The following is a 17,924-nucleotide window of genomic DNA, read 5'->3' as shown; positions in this document are numbered from 1 at the left end:
TAATGTCGAGACAAAAATTGCCTGTTCAATACAAAAGAGCGGGTTTCCCCACTCTTGTCTCGGTAATCGTTAGCATTTCCATAAAAACTATACCATATCCAAATTTTTTATGCAAATGAAGTTCCTTATTCAGCAGGCATTCGCCATCAGTTCTTTTCGTTCATTCTTTTCGCATGTTCACTGATAAGTGCTGCCTCCCTGCTCCCTTTTATGATGCGGAAACCGTCATAATCGGGATAGAGCGAATCATCGTCCTGAATGCTTGTTAAAATCCAAAATTGACTGCCAGCCCCTCCGAGCCGCTCAACCGCTGACAGCCAGCTTTGGTATACGTCAGGACGTGCTGATTGATTTTGATAGCCAAACTCTTCTAACACAACTGGTTTTCCGATTGTCTTCCCGCGGGTGATATGGTCTTCGATCCATTTCACTCCCCAAGCAGCAGACTTGTTCCAGTGATCTGGGTACAGATGATAGGTTCCATAATCGATATTAGAGAGAGCTGTCAAACGGTCCCAATCGACGCCTTCTCCGCCTCTGTAAAACCAATCTTCATGGCCTGGTATGCGAAAAAACCCTTCATCTCCTACTGCAACAAGATGGTGACGATCCAGCGATTTGATCCATGTACTCATTTCATCTGCCCATTTGACTAGTATATTACCCGTTGGATCTGACTGCACACGCGGCTCATTGGCCAATTCCCAAGTCATAATAGCTGGATCGTCCTTATATTGAACACCTGTGTACGTATTCGTTCTTTCTAAAACATAACGCACATAATTTTTGTAAGCATGTTGAATACGAGGATCTGTATAAAAGGCATCATGTGATCCTGCATTGAACCACTTTACGTATTGATTCATCCCGCCAAAGTCATCCCAATTGTTCACTAGCGGGATGACAAGCTTTATTCCTTCCTGTCCCGCTTTATAAATCGCATAATCTAGTTTTTGAAAACCCGATTCTTCATAGATCCCTGGACTAGATTGTAAAACGGAGTTTTCTTGAGGGGCCCCGTCGTGAAATCCCCAAATACGTAAGACCTTTAAATTCATTGCTTTCATATCATCGAACACTGCATCTACCATCTTTTTAGATTTGTAATGGAAATAGTAATTATTTGTACCAGCAAAGTAAAATGGTTGATTGTTCAGCGTAAATTGTGTACCAGATGTCTGCACATATGCGGCGGCTTTAATCGTAAGTGAAAACCAGCCGGCCCATATAGCGACCACAAGTATGAAGCAGGACACTCTTTGAGTCCATTTTTTCATTTACATTCTCCTCACAATCTATCCTTCTTCAGGTACAATCACATCGAGCCGAAGCGGTGTTTGTTCTTTTGAATCAAGTTCAATTGTCTGTTGTTTCAACAGTTTACTTTCTTTACCGATTCGAATTTCATATGTCCCGTGAAATGCTCGACATGTCACATTGCCATTAGCATCTGTTTTTTCAACTCTTTGTGTCGTCCACTCATTTAGAAGCTTTTCGTAACGTCTGCCTGCTTCATTTAAAGTCCAATCGTAATTTACGATGGCCGCATGCTCACCTCTCCAATGGGCACCTGCCCAAAATCCCCACATTAGCACTCCTTTTACGGCTGGATGACTAAATGCGACGCGATATAAAGCCTCTAGGTTATCCGCTCTTCTATTAGCGTCAGGGTGAACAGAGTCGTACTCTGTAACCCATATAGGAAGACCAAGCTCAGCAAGCACATCGAGCCTCTCTTTTACAATGACTGGATCGACCCGTTCTTCAAAATGTCCTTGAACACCAATCGCCTCAATAGGTGCGCCTAACTGACGCAGTTCATTGATATGTGCTTTATAAGCCTGGTGCTCACCATATGAGATCACATTATAATCATTCACAAACAATCGTGCTTGAGGGTCAATTTTTTTCGTTTCTTCATACATCCACTTCCAAATACTTTTCCCGAATCGGTCTTTAAAAAATGAACCATGCATCATTTCATTGTTTACATCCCAATGGCGGAATCTCCCTTTAAAATGATTGCCTGCATGCTCAAGCCGGTTTTTCATGGCTTCATACACTTCGTGATTCGGTAGTGACCTCAGCCAGCTTGGATTGGCATCCTCTACCTCCCAAAATAAAGCGTGCCCCCTTACTGGAAGTTGATGTTTATCTGCAAAATTCAGCATCGCATCTGCTTTTTCGTAGGTAATTCTCCCTCTTTCCGGCTCATTTGCATACCATTTTGCCTCATTTTCAAAAACAGCCCAATTAAAATGCTTCACAAAAAAATCGGCATATTGTTGATTAAATAACACTTGGTCATTCATCGCTGAACCAAATGCAAATTCATGCCTAATTTGCTTCAACTCAACCTCTATTCCTGCTATTGGCTTTTTATCGTGATTTGTGACGTTTATTTCAAGATCTCTTTGTCTATGCTCTGAGATTCGATCATTCGCCTCTTTTTTCCACATCAGATTGATCTGCTCATTTTCGCCCTTGTTTATTGATTGATGAAGAAAACTTCTTTCTTTGACCATGTAAACACACCCTTATTTTCACTGGATTTATATTTCTTAAACAAACTGCCGGCTCAAAGAAACCGGCAGCTTAAATTTCACCTGTTAGTTGATCAGACGATGATATTCTGCGTAGGCAGTGGCCATATCCACTTGTGACCAAAAACGGTGATAAGTGAAAACCGGTGCCCCATTTTCCCATTTGCCTGTTGCTTCATTAAATGAAGACTGATATTTACTCTCGAGTGAAGACCATGCTGGATCTTGTTTAATGTTCGGACGAAGATCAGCAAAACTCGTATAGACCCCATTACCTCCTCGCTGCGGATCAGAAGGAATAGTGCTTGATCCAGGAATCTGATTCCCTTGACCAAAGGTCCCGTTCCAACCATTTGGGAAATACACTTCTTTTTTAAAGAAGCGGTCATAGTCCTCTCTGTCTTCCTCTGTCACAATGCCCACGCCATCATTGTAATTCCACGCCACCTCAAGGAGCTGTGCGGCTGCATCTTTCGCTTTTACTCCAAGCGCTGTATAATCCCCTGTTTCTAGCTTAGTAGCAGCAGCAAAGAATGTTAAAGCCTTGACGAGACTCCCTAGTACGCCCGTATCCTGAGTTGGATCTTTTGTGACAGCTGTTAAGTTTGGATTTCCTGTTGCAGACTGGAATCCATTCCAAGTGTCAGGCTGTCCGCTCCAAGCAATATTTCCAGGAAGCCAAAACTCGCCAGGTGCACTCGTTGTGGCAACAGCAGCATTTGTTCCTCCTAGAATTCTTTGTCCTTGGTCATCTAAGAAATAACCCTCTTCATCCGACACAGGACGGCTGCCGATAAAAATGTAATCTAATGCATAGTCGACCCATTTTGTGATGCAAGATTTGGCCATTTGGACATTTTCAGATGTTTTGTCTCCGTCTTTCACAAAAATATAATAAAGCTCTGCTACGCGCTCCATCGGCCATGCCTGCATCCCGAACCAGTTATTAGAAGGCGGATCAAGATATACAGGTGCATCCTCATATGCCATATCATAAAAAGTACTTTTTCCCGCCGGATATGCACTATAGTCTCCATTCCAGCTATTGGTTGCGCCTCCTGCTATCGCTCCCTCTTTTGATTGAAGCCATACATAAAATTCAAGCTGCCTTTTTAATGTTTTTTCCCAATCGCTTGCACCGGTAGCAGAAGATGGCTTTAAACCACCATTGTCTGAGGACAAAGCATAAGCGGCGACAGGGTTTTGATACCCTTGGTGGCAGTGGCTCGCTCCGATACGCCATGACCAGTTTGCATAGTCGCCAAGTCCTCCGCCCCAAGAGGTATACCACGCCATTAAGTAATGACAGGCACCCTTTCCGTTTCCAGGGTACGGATTCCCTTGCTTGCCGCTTCCAATCGTTTGAAAATACTTATCGTACATACCGTAACGGAGAAAATCACCCATTTTTTTCGCTTTATCAAGATAGGTTGAATTATTGTAGCCGAGTTCCTTTGCCCAATACATCGCTTGTATTGCACGCGCATCAGCATCCGTCGCATTGGTATAGCGCCACTGAGCAGCTGGTACTTGGTTTTCTTTTGTGAACAAGCTCATAAAGCCTTCATTTGGCTTCCCAAAAGATTTATCATCTTGTGATGGATGTGGGATCGCCTCCCATACAGATTCCTGCGGCCCGCGCTGGAACGTGTTCACATATGCGGCTGTATGTGATGGATTGAGCAAGTTCCCATAATTATACCAGTTATCGACATCAAGCAGCCAGTGCATTAAATACGTTTCATTCGTTCCATAGGTTGATTTCAATTCACCATCAATCGGATCTTGACCAGCAGCACGAGCTCCGCTCAGCTGACTAGGATATTGATCTGGATATGGTTTTTCCGCTGCGTATGTGGCTGGGCTAGAAGGATTGTAAGCGCTCATATGCGGCTGCTCATCATTTCCATCTTCATTTACTGGGATGATGTACTTCTCCATATTGTCCCAGGCTGCCTCTAATTTGCTCCAATCCCCTGTGTAATGTCCGTACAACACCTCTAGCCACAGCCAATAGCTATACGCTTCTGACGTTGTCATATGCCCATAATCAGGCGCTTCGCAAATAAGCGTCTCAATTGAATGATACGGAATTCCTTCTGATGAAAAATATCCATTCCCATCACTTTTAATTTGATGATAAAGCGTTAAAAACCGTTCTTTGTTTGACAAATCCTTCACCCTTTCAAAAAATCTTGATTTTTATTTGTCTGGAAGTGTACCAAATACTAAAGCACCATCATCAAAAACAGGAATTCTCGTTGTTTTTTGCATATTGGATGTTAAGCCTTGAAAGGAATAATCATTTGAGGCATCCCATATATTCGACCCATTTGGTGCAGATAATCGAAATTGTATTTCCTTCTTATGCTCTGATTCTCCTCCAGGAAAAATCGCTACGCCTGTAAAATCAATTTCTGCATAATACACGTGAGCTGATGCGTCATATACCTTGAGCGGAGATAAGGAAGCGCCTTCATTGTAGGCGGCTGTCACTTGAATATCTTTTTCTGTGAATCCCTTTGCAAAGACCTCACTCAGATTGACGTAATATCTAAAGGAGAGCGTTTGACTACGTCTAGCCGGCCATCCGGACCGATTGTATAGAACCGCCTTTACTTGAGTAGATGTTACATCGTTATTCATCACTGCTGCCTCTACAAAAAACTCATCCTCTGGTTGTTCTTTAGGCGGGAAATTGGGCAGTTTTGATTGCCCTTTTCCAAACAGCTGCACCATTTTGGCTATATTTCCTGTAAAAGCGGCATTATAGTCCGTCGCCACCTCGTTTGATACATAATCAGAGATGTCATCGTCATATTGATCCTGTGCATTAGGTCCGCCAACGAGCGCCCCATAAAGAGTGTGACGATGATTCGAAGGATTTGTCAGTTGATTAGACCATGAACCGTGTGCAGTTCGGTGGTGTGGATGCTTCGGCGGGTTCTGGCCAAACCCAACGACATAGCTTCTATTAAGCGGATTATCACCAAGCATATAGTGAGTTTGGTTGATCGCGAACGTTTGGTATCGATTCTTTTTTTCTTTATCTGACACCCAATCAGCGTAAACAAAGGCTAAAAATGCTGCATTTGCTGTATAACGCAGTGAGCCCCATTGATCTAGCCATGCCAAACCGCCAGGCGTATAAGTGATTCTTTCGACTTTTCCATTTTGAACAAAACCTGTCGTCCAGTAATCGAGATTACGCTCTGTCGATTCTATAAATCGATTCTCTTTCGTGATTCTGGCGAGTAAGATTTGCGAAGCAAAAAAAGTATTGTCCCAAGACATGGTAAACGTATAATCCCAATCCTTCGGCCATTCCTCTACTGCTTTTAATGCTTGATTTAAATAGGTTTCTTCATTTGTTGCCAAGTACAGCCAGATTCCGCCCCAAATGAGTTCATCAATATAGCCGCTCCATGAGTTGTAAAACGGCTGAGCGTTTGTGACACAATCTGTATACTCGCCGCGATACCTGTCAGCAAATGCATAAAGCTGTTTCGCGTGCGTTAGAAGCTTTGCTGCATACGGGGCATCTGTCTCTTTAAAAATGATAGAGCCCGCTGCTAAAGCTGCCGCAGTTTGGGCGGCCACTTCTGTTCCAGGGCAATTTTCATCAATTTTAAAAGCTGGCCGGCTCATGGGCATCACTTCTGCCGGTCCCCACCAAGCATGATCAGCATTCCCATCACCTACCTGGGCCCAAAACTCGTTCGGACCTGTATGTGCTTTCAAAAAATAATCTGTTGCCCACCTGATTTGATCTAAGATGTCATCAAGCAGTTCTGCCTCTTCATAGGCTTCTCGGTATTCATATACTGTCCATGCAAGCACAGCTGCTGAGTAGGCCATCGGAAGTCCAAATTTCACATGATCACCTGCGTCATACCAGCCGCCAGTTAAGTCATGCCCTACATCCTTCCCATCCTCTAGTCCAGAATCTCCCCGCCAGTTGAGACGGTTGCTTTTAGGCAGCTTTCCAGACCGCTGCGCTTCATAAAACAACAAGGATTTTTGAAGAACCTCTACATAGTTATAAGATGCCATTTCTGAATGACTCACCCCTTCTATCTAGTCAAACATGAATAGACAAGCCACCTCCTTTTATTCAGAACGTGATTTGAACAGCTTTGAAAAGAATCAAATATGTTTCAAAAATAAGCATAGTAAACAGCAATCAGCTTTGCGCTCATCGAAGTTTTTTTCTCTTGATTCTTTCTGTGACTGTACCCAGAATGATCATATGTCGCATGAGAACATTTCAGACGGCGAAATTCTCTTTTTTGCTCTATTTGGGTAGAAAGAATGACATACAATCTCTTCTTTTAAAACATCACGCTAAATCAAGGTATATGAATGAATTAGAAAATGATTCCATTTGGTGGAAATTCTTTATTAGTTAACATAATAATATTATTGTATATATAAAAAGAAACGCCCCTTTAAGGGCGCTCTTCATTAATCGCATTAAAACAAAGAAAGCTGGTTTTGATCGGGAAGTGCTTCTAAGCAGCCTTGACGATCTAAATATTCTAGGATCGTTTTCGACACTTTTCCGCGTTTTTGTAAATCTTCTTTTGAAAGGAATTCCCCGTCTTGTCGTGCGCGAACAATATTTAACGCAACGTTCGTTCCGAGTCCAGGGATTGAGTTAAATGGCGGAATCAATCCGTCACCATCAATGATAAACTCTGATGCACTTGATCGGTAAAGGTCCACTTTTTTGAAATGGTAGCCTCTTTCACACATTTCAAGGGCAAGCTCTAGTACAGTTAATAGGTTCTTTTCTTTCGGTGATGCATCTAAACCTTTTGAGTTAATATCGTCCATGACTGCTCGAATCGCATTTGATCCTTTTGTCATTGTTTCAATATCAAAGTCATCTGCACGAACGGTAAAGTAAGCCGCATAGTATAAAAGTGCATGATGCACCTTAAAGTAGGCAATCCGTACAGCCATTAATACGTAAGCAGCTGCGTGGGCCTTAGGGAACATGTATTTGATCTTTTTACAAGAATCAATATACCAGTTCGGTACATTATTATTCTTCATTTCTTCTTCCCATTCAGGGGGAAGTCCTTTTCCTTTACGAACAGACTCCATGATTTTAAAGGCAAGTGACGGTTCTAAGCCCTGATAGATGAGATAGACCATAATATCGTCACGGCACCCAATCACTTCACTTAGTTCACACGTTTTATTGTGAATGAGCTCTTGCGCGTTCCCGAGCCATACATCCGTCCCGTGTGATAATCCAGAGATCTGAACGAGCTCTGAGAAGGTTGTTGGTTTTGTATCCTCAAGCATTTGCCGAACAAACCTTGTCCCAAACTCTGGAATACCGAGTGTACCTGTTTTACAGCCAATTTGCTCCTCTGTTACACCAAGAGGCTCTGTTCCTTGGAAAATTTTCATCACTTCTGGATCATCTGTTGGAATCGTTTTTGGATCAATTCCGCTTAAATCCTGAAGCATACGAATAACCGTAGGATCATCGTGCCCTAGTATATCAAGTTTAAGCAAGTTGTCATGGATTGAGTGGAAATCAAAATGCGTCGTTTTCCAATCAGAACCTGTCGCATCTGCTGGAAATTGAATAGGTGAGAAATCGTAAATGTCCATATAATCCGGCACTACAATTATACCGCCTGGATGCTGGCCTGTTGTCCGTTTTACCCCTGTACAGCCTTGTACAAGCCGGTCGATTTCTGCGCCCCTCATATGAAGATTATGATCTCCAGCGTAGCCTTTCACGTAACCATATGCTGTTTTTTCTGCAACAGTACCAATCGTACCTGCTCGGTATACATACTCTTCACCAAACAGCTCTTTCGTATAGTTATGGGCAATCGGCTGATATTCACCTGAGAAGTTCAAGTCGATATCAGGGACTTTGTCTCCTTTAAAACCTAAGAACGTTTCAAACGGAATATCATGTCCGTCTTTTTTGTACGGCGTGCCACATTCCGGGCAGTCCTTGTCAGGAAGGTCAAAGCCTGAACCAACAGATCCGTCGTTAAAGAACTCGGAATGCTTACAGCTTGGACATACATAATGCGGCGCAAGCGGGTTCACTTCGGTAATCTCTGTTAAAGTTGCAACAAGAGATGAGCCGACAGATCCCCTTGAACCAACAAGATATCCGTCATCAAGTGATTTCTTTACAAGCTTATGAGAGATTAAGTAAATAACGGCGAATCCATGCCCGATAATACTTTTTAATTCTTTCTCAATACGGTCTTCTACGATTTTCGGCAAATCATCTCCGTAGATGCTGCGCGCCATTTGATAGCTCATTTCCCGTACTTCTTCATCTGCACCTTCAATTTTTGGTGTGTATAGGTCATCTTTGATTGGTTTAATGCTTTCGACCATCTCAGAGACTTTTTTCGTATTCGTCACGACGATCTCTTTCGCTTTTTCCTCTCCTAGAAAGAAGAATGCTTCAAGCATTTCATCTGTCGTTCTAAAATGAACTTTTGGCAGTTCATGACGGTTCAGCGGATTTGCTCCACCTTGTGATGAAATTAAGATTTTACGATAAATTTTGTCTTCTGGATGCAGATAATGCACATTTCCAGTTGCTACGACTGGTTTATTCAGCTTTTCGCCAAGCTTCACAATGTTTGTGATGATTTCTTTTAACGCACGTTCATCTCGAACAAGCTCCAGCTGCAGCAGATGCTGATACACTTCTGGCGGATGAACTTCTAAATAGTCGTAAAATGCTGCAATGTCTTCCACCTCATCAGGTGATTTTTGCATCATTCCTTCAAACACTTCACCCTTATCACAGGCAGACCCGATAATTAAACCTTCTCGATATTTCTCAAGCTGTGAGCGCGGAATGCGCGGCACTCGGTAGAAATAATGAATATGAGAAAGAGAAACAAGCTTGAATAAATTTTTCAGCCCTGTCTCATTTTGTGCGATCAGAATGGCATGGTAAGGACGTGAGCGCTGGTAAGCATTAGACTGACCCATGTTTTCATTCAATTGATCGTGATAGGCAATATCCTTTTCAGCGGCATCTTTTAGCATTTTCAGCATGAGGTAGCCTGTCGCCTCTGCATCGTAAATGGCCCGGTGATGCTGCGTCAGTTCTATATCGAACTTTTTACAAAGTGTGTTCAGCCGGTGATTCTTAAATTCAGGGTAAAGGAATCGGCCAAGTTCCAGTGTATCAATCACAGGGTTTGACGCTTTATCTGTTTTTAACAGGCGCTTGTACGCTGTATTTAAAAAGCCCATATCAAAGCTTGCATTGTGCGCGACAAGGATATCTTGTCCAATCCATTCTTTGAAATCCCGTACGACATCGACGACATCTGGAGCATCTCTGACCATATCATCCGTGATACCAGTTAATTCGATCGTTGTCGCTGATAATGGGTGATGAGGATTTGCAAATGCCTCAAAACGGTCAATGATTTCTCCGCCTTTTATTTTCACTGCTGCCAGTTCAATGATCGTGTCATACACAGCTGAAAGTCCAGTTGTCTCGACGTCAAATACGACATACGTTGCATCCTCTAACAAACGGTGCTCTGGGTTATAGGCAATAGGTACTCCGTCGTCAACCAAGTTGATTTCCACACCATACATCATTTTGATGTCATGCTTTTTACTTGCTGCATACGCATCTGGAAAGGATTGTACAACCGCATGATCCGTCAGGGCAATTGCTTCATGTCCCCATTTTTTTGCTTGTTCTACCAACTTGCCGATGCCAGTAACAGCATCCATTTGACTCATTGGGGAATGCAAATGAAGCTCGACACGCTTTTCACCCTCAGGTGCCGTATCTTCTTTCAGCTGAGGTTTCATTTCGTTTACATCATTGGCAATCATGACAAGGTCTCTAACAAACGTATCGTTTTGAATGCTTCCTCTTGCTTTGACCCACATGCCTTTTTTCAATGATTTCATCAGCTGGGCATCTTCTTTTTCTCTTGCAAACATTTTGATTAAAATACTGTTTGTATAATCTGTAATTTTAAAAATACAAAGCGTTCTGCCGCTTTTCAGCTCACGCGTTTCTGCATCGAATACGTAGCCCTGGACGGTGATTCTTCTTTCCTCATCCATAATACTATCAAGCGTACGAATTTCTTCATTGTCTTTAATTTGATAGCCAATCATGAGAGGGCCAGACGGACCTTCCTCCTGCTCCTCACTTTCCTTCTTCTCCATCTCAGTGAGAGCTTGCATCGCTCTTTCTTGATCTTCAGCAAGCTTTTGTTCTCTGAACTTCTGAATCTCTTGATCTGATACAAAAATTTCTGTATCAAATTGAAGTTCTGGAAAGCCTACTTGTTTAAAAGCAGCCTGGAGCATTGGACTGTACTTCTTCTTGATGGCCAAAGCCTCTGTTTCGCTTTTCGTTTTGATGATGATTTTATGTCCAGACAGCGATGGTTTTTGCTGCTGAAGCAAGCTGATGATTGGAGGAGAAATTCCTTGAAGCTCTTCCACACAATGTGACCAATACGATTGAACGAGCTCTTCAGAGATGCTTGGATCATTGACTTCAATCGTACAAGTAACTTGTGCAATATGAGAAAATGCATTTGTCAGCCTGCTGAGAAACATCGCATATACCTTGTAAGGCAGAAGCGCCTTAAATTTAAAAAGAAAATGCCACGTTTTCGTCGCCTTATGCACCGTCAATTTGACGATTTCTCCTTCTTCAAAGTAACGACTGAGGTCATCATCTGTCATTTGAATCTGATTGAGTAATATATGAAATTGCCGCCGTGTGATCGGTAATTGTTCATCCAAGACAGGACCCTCCTTTTGTCAATCAGAAAGGTACCTCTTTTCTACAGGAGGTACCTTCATTTTTTTGTTCGTTTTTTATGCTTGGCGTATAAATGAAATCAGCTCATCAACAGATACTTCGTGTGATTCCCCTGATTTTCTAAACTTCACTTCAACAATGCCTTCTTCTGAACGTTTTCCGCAGCTAATGCGAATTGGCAGCCCAATTAAATCACTGTCTGCAAATTTCACTCCGACACGCTCCTGGCGGTCATCGAAAAGTACGTCAAAGCCCTGATCTTCTAAGCGCTCGTATAACGTTTCAGCTAGCTCTTTTTGAGCATCGTTTTTCATATTTAATGCAAGGAGGTGAAGGTCATATGGCGCAACAGCTTCCGGCCAAATGATTCCTTTCTCATCGTGATGCTGTTCAACAATCGCTGAAAGCGTTCTAGAGATACCGATACCATAGCAACCCATAATCATTGGCTGCGCTCGACCATTCTCATCAAGGTACGTCGCATCCATTGACTCAGAATAACGAGTGCCTAGTTTAAAGACTTGTCCTACTTCAATCCCCTTGGCAAATTGGATTGTGCCTTCTCCATCTGGAGAAACGTCTCCTTCTTGAATCAAACGAAGATCTGTGAATTCTTTCACTGACACATCACGCGCAGGATTGACATTGACATAGTGATGATCCGCCTCGTTTGCACCTGCGACAGCATTTGTCATGCCTTTAACCGCAAGGTCTGCATAAATATCGACTTCTGCTTCCAGCTTCACTGGGCCAACAAATCCAGGCTCTGTTCCAATGACTTCCAGTACTTCTTCGCGAGTAGCAAGCTCTACAAGCTGTGCTCCTACCAAGTTTTTCACTTTCACATCATTTACTTCATGGTCGCCTCTCGTCAGGATGAGAACATACGCATCATCTGCTTTAAACAAAACAGACTTGATACAAAGAGAAGGATCAACTTCTAAAAATCCAGCGATGTCTTGAATCGTTTTCACTTGCGGTGTATGGACTTTTTCAAGTTCTTTGAAGTCCGCAGGGTTTGCTTCTTCCCCTTGATATACAGCTTCAGCCATTTCAATGTTCGCAGCATAGGAAGATGTGTCAGAGTATGCGATTGTATCTTCTCCTACTTCTGACAGTGCCATAAACTCATGTGTATCTTTTCCTCCCATTGCACCAGAATCTGCAATGACTGGTCTAAAATTAAGACCTACTTTTGAGAATACATTGGAGTAAGCTGTAAACATCTTATTGTAAGTGTCATCAAGGCTTTCTGGTGAAGAGTGGAATGAGTACGCATCTTTCATAATAAATTCACGTCCGCGCAGCAGCCCAAAACGCGGTCTCTGTTCGTCGCGGAATTTTGATTGAATTTGATAAAGAGTTAAAGGAAGTTTCTTATACGATTTCACTTCGCTGCGTACGAGTGATGTAATCACTTCTTCGTGCGTTGGGCCAAGTGCAAACTCACGGCCATGACGATCTTTCATACGCATCAATTCTGGACCGTATGTATACCATCTTCCTGACTCTTGCCACATTTCTGCCTGCTGCAGCACTGGCATTAACAGCTCAGCTGCTCCCGCCTTTTCCATCTCTTTGCGAACGATGGATTGAATATGCTGGATGACTTTATGAGCAAGCGGAAGATAATGATAGATTCCGCTTGTATTTTGTCTAATGAACCCAGCTCTTACTAAGAGCTGGTGACTTTTTGCTTCAGCATCTGCTGGCACCTCTCGAAGAGTTGGAATAAAAGTCAGGGATTGTCTCATGTCGTTACACCTCATTTATGAAATAGGACTTCTCACAAAAACTCTTGTTTCCCGTAATGAGAAACAAGAGACATTGGTTTTTATAAAAATAATCGCTGGATGTCATTCCACGTAACCACTAGCATTAACAGCATGAGGAATGCAACACCGATAAAGACAACAAGTGCTTCTTTCTCACGATTAATTGGTTTACCGCGAATGGCTTCAACAAACAAGAATAGTAAACGTCCTCCGTCTAGTGCAGGAATCGGCAATAAATTCACGATGCCTAAGTTAATACTAAGGAACGCCGCAAACTGCATTAATGTTAACACACCTTGCTTAGCTACTTCTCCTGTCATGTCATAAATCCCAACAGGACCTGCTAACATATCTAATGAAAATTGCCCTGTGACAATTTTTTGCAAGTTCGTTAAAATCAAACCTGCTGTTGAAATCACAGTTGTTCCTGAGGATGAAATAACCTTCAGAAATCCATTTTCCGTTGGCGGATAAGATCCGAAACGGCCAATGTTTTTTCCGTCTGCTTTCACAGCTTCTGGTACAACCTGCACAGTGCTTTCTTTTCCGTCTCGGTCAATGACGACATTCATTTTTTTCTCAGGGTTCTTTTGAACGGTTTGAACGACGTCTGTCCAAGAATTCATTTTATCCCCGTTAATGGACACGATGTGGTCTCCCTGCATGAGTCCAGCTTCTGCCGCGCGGCCGTCTTTCGTCAGCTTGCCGAGTACAGGATCATCAACGGTAACCCCTTGAATAAATCCTAAAGCAACTAAAATCACATAAGCCAAAATAAAGTTCATAATCGGTCCAGCTGCGATCGCTTTAATACGCTGCCATACCGTTTTTGATCCAAATTGGCGATTGTACGGTGCGATTTGAATTTCTTCACCATCTGCAATATAAAAGCTTGTTTGACTCACATTGTAGCCAGTCAAAATATCTTCATTTCCAGCTTCATATCCTGAGATTCTCATGGCATGATCTAAATCAATTTGCTCCACTTCGATGACAAGTGCATCAGGATATTTTTCTTTATCATTTAAGATGATTTTTTCTACTTCATTTTGCTCATTGAATAAGAGCCCCACTGTATGACCTGGTTTAATTTCAATGACTTCAGGGTCCTCTCCTGCCATTTTAACAAATCCGCCAATAGGGAGAAGTCTAATGGTATAAACGGTTTCCTTTCGTTTAAAGGAGAAAATCTTCGGTCCAAAACCAATTGCGAACTCACGGCATAAAATCCCCGCTCGCTGCGCCATAATTAAATGGCCAAGCTCGTGGAAAAAAACGAGCGTTCCAAAAATAATAATAAACGCAATCACTGTATTCACGAACATACCACCTTATGTGAGGATTGATTGAACAAAGTCTCGTGTATCTTTGTCCACTTCATGGATATCTTGCAAACTAGGCGTTGAAATCACATGATGTCTGTTTAGTGCCTTTTCAATCAATTCTTCAATTTGCAGGAACGTTACTTTGCCTTTCAGAAATGCATCGACTGCCATTTCATTTGCTGCATTGAGCACAGCAGGCATTGTCCCCCCTATTTTACCTGATTCATAAGCAAAATGTAAGCAGCGATACCTGTCAAAATCCGCTTTTTGGAAATTCAATTGTCCAATCTCCCAAAGGTTCAATGATTTCGCTTCTGGTAATGGCGCCCTGTCAGGGTATGTGAGTGCATATTGAATGGGCACTCTCATGTCAGGTGTCCCTAACTGAGCCATGACGCTTTTGTCGTGAAATTCCACCATCGAATGGATAATGCTCTCCTTATGTAACAGCACATCAATTTGGTCATAAGGTATATCAAACAACCAATGCGCTTCAATCACCTCGAGCCCTTTATTCATCATCGTCGCTGAATCAATGGTAATTTTCGCTCCCATTGACCAGTTTGGGTGGTTCAGCGCTTCTTCAACCGTAACACCTTCAAGTTCAGTTCGTTTTTTATCTCGGAAACTACCACCTGAAGCTGTCACGATTAAGCGTTCAATGTTTTTAGCTTGTTCACCTTGCAGGCATTGAAAAATAGCGGAATGCTCACTATCGACAGGAAGTAAAGGTACATCATATCTTTTCGCGTACTCTTTTACTATATGACCAGCTGTCACAAGTGTTTCCTTATTTGCGAGTGCAATCGTCTTTTTTTGTTCAATGGCCTTTAATGTTGGAACAAGCCCGACACTTCCGACAAGGGCATTGACCACAACGTCCACTGCTTCATAGGTCGCGGCTTCGATGTTGGCTTCATCACCAGCAGCTATCTTGACATCGTATTCAAATGAATGACCTTTTAGCGTGTGATAGGCCTCTTCACTTAAGCATCCGACAAATTCAGGCTGAAACTGTTCAATGATTGGTATGGCTTTGTCTACATTTCGGCCAAACGTCATGGCTTTCAGCTTAAATTTGTCTGGGTGCTGCCTCATCACATCTAATGTTTGTTCTCCAATTGATCCTGTTGCGCCTAATAGCGAAATATATCTCAAATTGCCACTCCTTCTCTCGTTCAATAAGTTTCTATGAGGTTAGCTGGCAAACGTTGCGAGCAGTAAATATAAAAACGGCAGAACGAATAAAAAGCTGTCAAACCTGTCCAAAATCCCGCCATGTCCAGGGAGAATTGTCCCTGAATCCTTCACGTGGTAATGACGCTTTAAAGCAGATTCCACAAGGTCGCCAAGCTGCCCAAAGATACTGAGCAAAAGCGTAATAAACATAACAAGCAGATATGATGGCAAAAATCCTGTAACCGCCTGAAACACAAATGACAACACGACCGCTGTGACGATTCCACCGATAAATCCTTCTACTGTTTTGTTTGGGCTGATCTCTGGCCAGAGCTTTCGTTTTCCCATAGATTTCCCAATAAAATAGGCACCTGAGTCAGTGGACCAAATAATCACTGCTGCGAAGAAGATCGCACTCATGCCATATAAGCCTCTAATTTGGATAAAATAATAGAAACTGACACCAATATATAATGTCGCTAATATCACAAAAGCAACCTCATCGAATGTGAAAGAGTTTTTGCTCAACACTGTATAAGTTAAAAGAATTAAGACTGCAAATAAAGCAATCTGCATTTTTGATGCGTCTACGTTCGGGAAGAAGCTGTTCTCTCCGCCCATTAAAAGCCAAAGCAATATTAAGCTGACAATACCAGGAAAGCTGAAAATCGATATCTTTTTCATTCTTAGAAGCTCAAAGAGAGCGACACTTCCCATTAAGTAAATCAGCAGGGTAAATGGCATCTGTCCATATATAACTGCAAGTAAAAAGACTGCAGCTGCCAAAACACCCGTCAAAATTCTTTGTTTCATCTGCACCACCCTCTAAATTCCACCGAACCTCCGGCCGCGGCGCTGGTATTCTCCGATAGCGCCTATAAGATGCTCATCAGAAAAGTCAGGCCAAAGCACATCCGTAAAGACAAACTCGCTGTACGCAATTTGCCAAAGCATAAAGTTGCTTAATCTAATTTCTCCACTTGTGCGAATAAGCAAATCCGGATCTTGAAGAGATTCTGTCATTAAATAAGCTGAAAACATCTCTTCTGTGATGTCTTCTGCTTGAAGCTTACCTTCTTTGACTTTTTCAGAAATTTGTCTGCATGCGGAGACGATTTCTGTGCGCCCTCCATAGTTGAGCGCAAAATTCAAAACGAGTCCGTCGTTATTCGCCGTACTCTTTACTGCGTTCTCTACCGCTCTTTTCGTATGCTGCGGGAGGCCGTCTGGATCACCTGTTAAGCGCACACGGACATTTTCCTCGATGAGCTCGGGCAGGTAGATGTTCAAAAATTCTTCAGGAAGTTTCATTAAAAAGTCTACTTCTAGTTTTGGACGTTTCCAATTTTCCGTAGAGAAAGCATACAAAGTCAGCACTTTGACATTCAGCTCATTTGCAAGCTTTGTCATGCGCTTGACGACTTTCATTCCTTCATGATGTCCTGCTACCCGCGGAAGAGCACGTTTTTTTGCCCATCTTCCGTTCCCATCCATGATAATGGCGATATGTGCAGGAATTTCTCCATTTAATATGTCTTCTTTTGTCAGACTTTCTAAGTTGGAAGCTGCAGTTTGCTGATTCTTCCAATTTTTGAGTATATTGAGCATGAGATTCCTCCATCACCCAAAAAGGTTGCGTTTCCGCTAATAATATAGTCACCAACAGTATTAACAAAAAAACCCCCTGTAAACATGAAGAGGGTCTTTTCACTATTATCTATTGTACATAGTTTTTTCTTAAACTTCCATGATTTCTTTTTCTTTATCTTTCGTCACGTCATCAATTTTAGCGACATATTCATCTGTCAATTTTTGAACATCCTCTGTTGATGATCTTAATTCATCTTCAGTGATCTCACCATTTTTCTCGAGCTTTTTCAACTCATCGTTTGCATCACGACGAACATTACGAACAGCTACTTTTGCTTCTTCTGAATATTTTCTTACCACTTTCACAAGCTCTTTACGTCTTTCTTCTGTTAGTGCAGGAATCGCAATACGGATCACATTTCCGTCACTTGTTGGCGTGATGCCAAGATCAGACTTTTGGATCGATTTTTCGATATCACCGATAGCTGTTTTATCATAAGGTGTGATAATCAGCATACGTGCTTCTGGCACTGTGATTGACGCGATTTGGTTAAGTGGTGTTTGTGCACCGTAATAATCAACCGTCACTTTATCAAGCAATGAAGCATTTGCTCTGCCCGCACGAACAGTTGCAAGTTCACGTCCGTATGCTTGAACGGCTTTTTCCATTTTTTCTTTCGTTTGGTTCAATACTTCTTTTGACACG

11 protein-coding genes are annotated in these 17,924 nt (G+C 42.3%); all 11 read right to left on the bottom strand.

What is annotated here, in order from left to right; genetic code table 11:
* Positions 1–146: 146 nt before the first annotated feature.
* The gene (locus tag MHI33_RS09510) at positions 147–1,277 is read right to left on the bottom strand and encodes a glycoside hydrolase 5 family protein (protein ID WP_113767681.1); all 1,131 of its coding nucleotides are present in this window, start codon (positions 1,275–1,277) and stop codon (positions 147–149) included.
* A gap of 18 nt (positions 1,278–1,295) precedes the next feature.
* On the bottom strand, positions 1,296–2,525 hold the full coding sequence (locus MHI33_RS09505; RefSeq protein WP_340910824.1) for an endo-1,4-beta-xylanase: 1,230 nt from the start codon (positions 2,523–2,525) through the stop codon (positions 1,296–1,298).
* Positions 2,526–2,609: 84 nt separating this feature from the next.
* Entirely contained in the window at positions 2,610–4,715 is a 2,106-nt protein-coding gene (locus MHI33_RS09500; protein ID WP_340910821.1) for a glycoside hydrolase family 48 protein, read from the bottom strand.
* Positions 4,716–4,745: 30 nt separating this feature from the next.
* Positions 4,746–6,596: a glycoside hydrolase family 9 protein gene (locus tag MHI33_RS09495; protein WP_044141890.1), complete on the bottom strand. Its 1,851-nt coding sequence runs from the start codon at positions 6,594–6,596 to the stop codon at positions 4,746–4,748.
* 420 nt (positions 6,597–7,016) lie between these two features.
* Positions 7,017–11,270, bottom strand: a complete 4,254-nt coding sequence (locus MHI33_RS09490) for a PolC-type DNA polymerase III (protein ID WP_340913805.1) — start codon at positions 11,268–11,270, stop codon at positions 7,017–7,019.
* 135 nt (positions 11,271–11,405) lie between these two features.
* A complete protein-coding gene (locus MHI33_RS09485; protein WP_044141892.1) occupies positions 11,406–13,103 on the bottom strand; it encodes a proline--tRNA ligase in 1,698 nt (565 codons plus the stop codon).
* 80 nt (positions 13,104–13,183) lie between these two features.
* Positions 13,184–14,449, bottom strand: coding sequence for an RIP metalloprotease RseP (rseP, locus tag MHI33_RS09480; protein ID WP_106055909.1), 1,266 nt, complete (start codon positions 14,447–14,449; stop codon positions 13,184–13,186).
* Between the two features lie 6 nt (positions 14,450–14,455).
* Positions 14,456–15,607: a 1-deoxy-D-xylulose-5-phosphate reductoisomerase gene (dxr, locus tag MHI33_RS09475; RefSeq protein ID WP_044141894.1), complete on the bottom strand. Its 1,152-nt coding sequence runs from the start codon at positions 15,605–15,607 to the stop codon at positions 14,456–14,458.
* 39 nt (positions 15,608–15,646) lie between these two features.
* On the bottom strand, positions 15,647–16,441 hold the full coding sequence (locus tag MHI33_RS09470; RefSeq protein WP_044141895.1) for a phosphatidate cytidylyltransferase: 795 nt from the start codon (positions 16,439–16,441) through the stop codon (positions 15,647–15,649).
* A 12-nt stretch (positions 16,442–16,453) separates the two neighbouring features.
* Positions 16,454–17,236: an isoprenyl transferase gene (locus MHI33_RS09465; protein WP_044141896.1), complete on the bottom strand. Its 783-nt coding sequence runs from the start codon at positions 17,234–17,236 to the stop codon at positions 16,454–16,456.
* A gap of 129 nt (positions 17,237–17,365) precedes the next feature.
* Positions 17,366–17,923: a ribosome recycling factor gene (gene frr, locus MHI33_RS09460; RefSeq protein WP_003212469.1), complete on the bottom strand. Its 558-nt coding sequence runs from the start codon at positions 17,921–17,923 to the stop codon at positions 17,366–17,368.
* Position 17,924 lies beyond the last annotated feature (1 nt).

Source organism: Bacillus sp. FSL K6-2971, assembly GCF_038006405.1.
Classification (GTDB): domain Bacteria; phylum Bacillota; class Bacilli; order Bacillales; family Bacillaceae; genus Bacillus; species Bacillus pumilus.
This window is presented reverse-complemented; position numbering and strand designations above follow the sequence as displayed.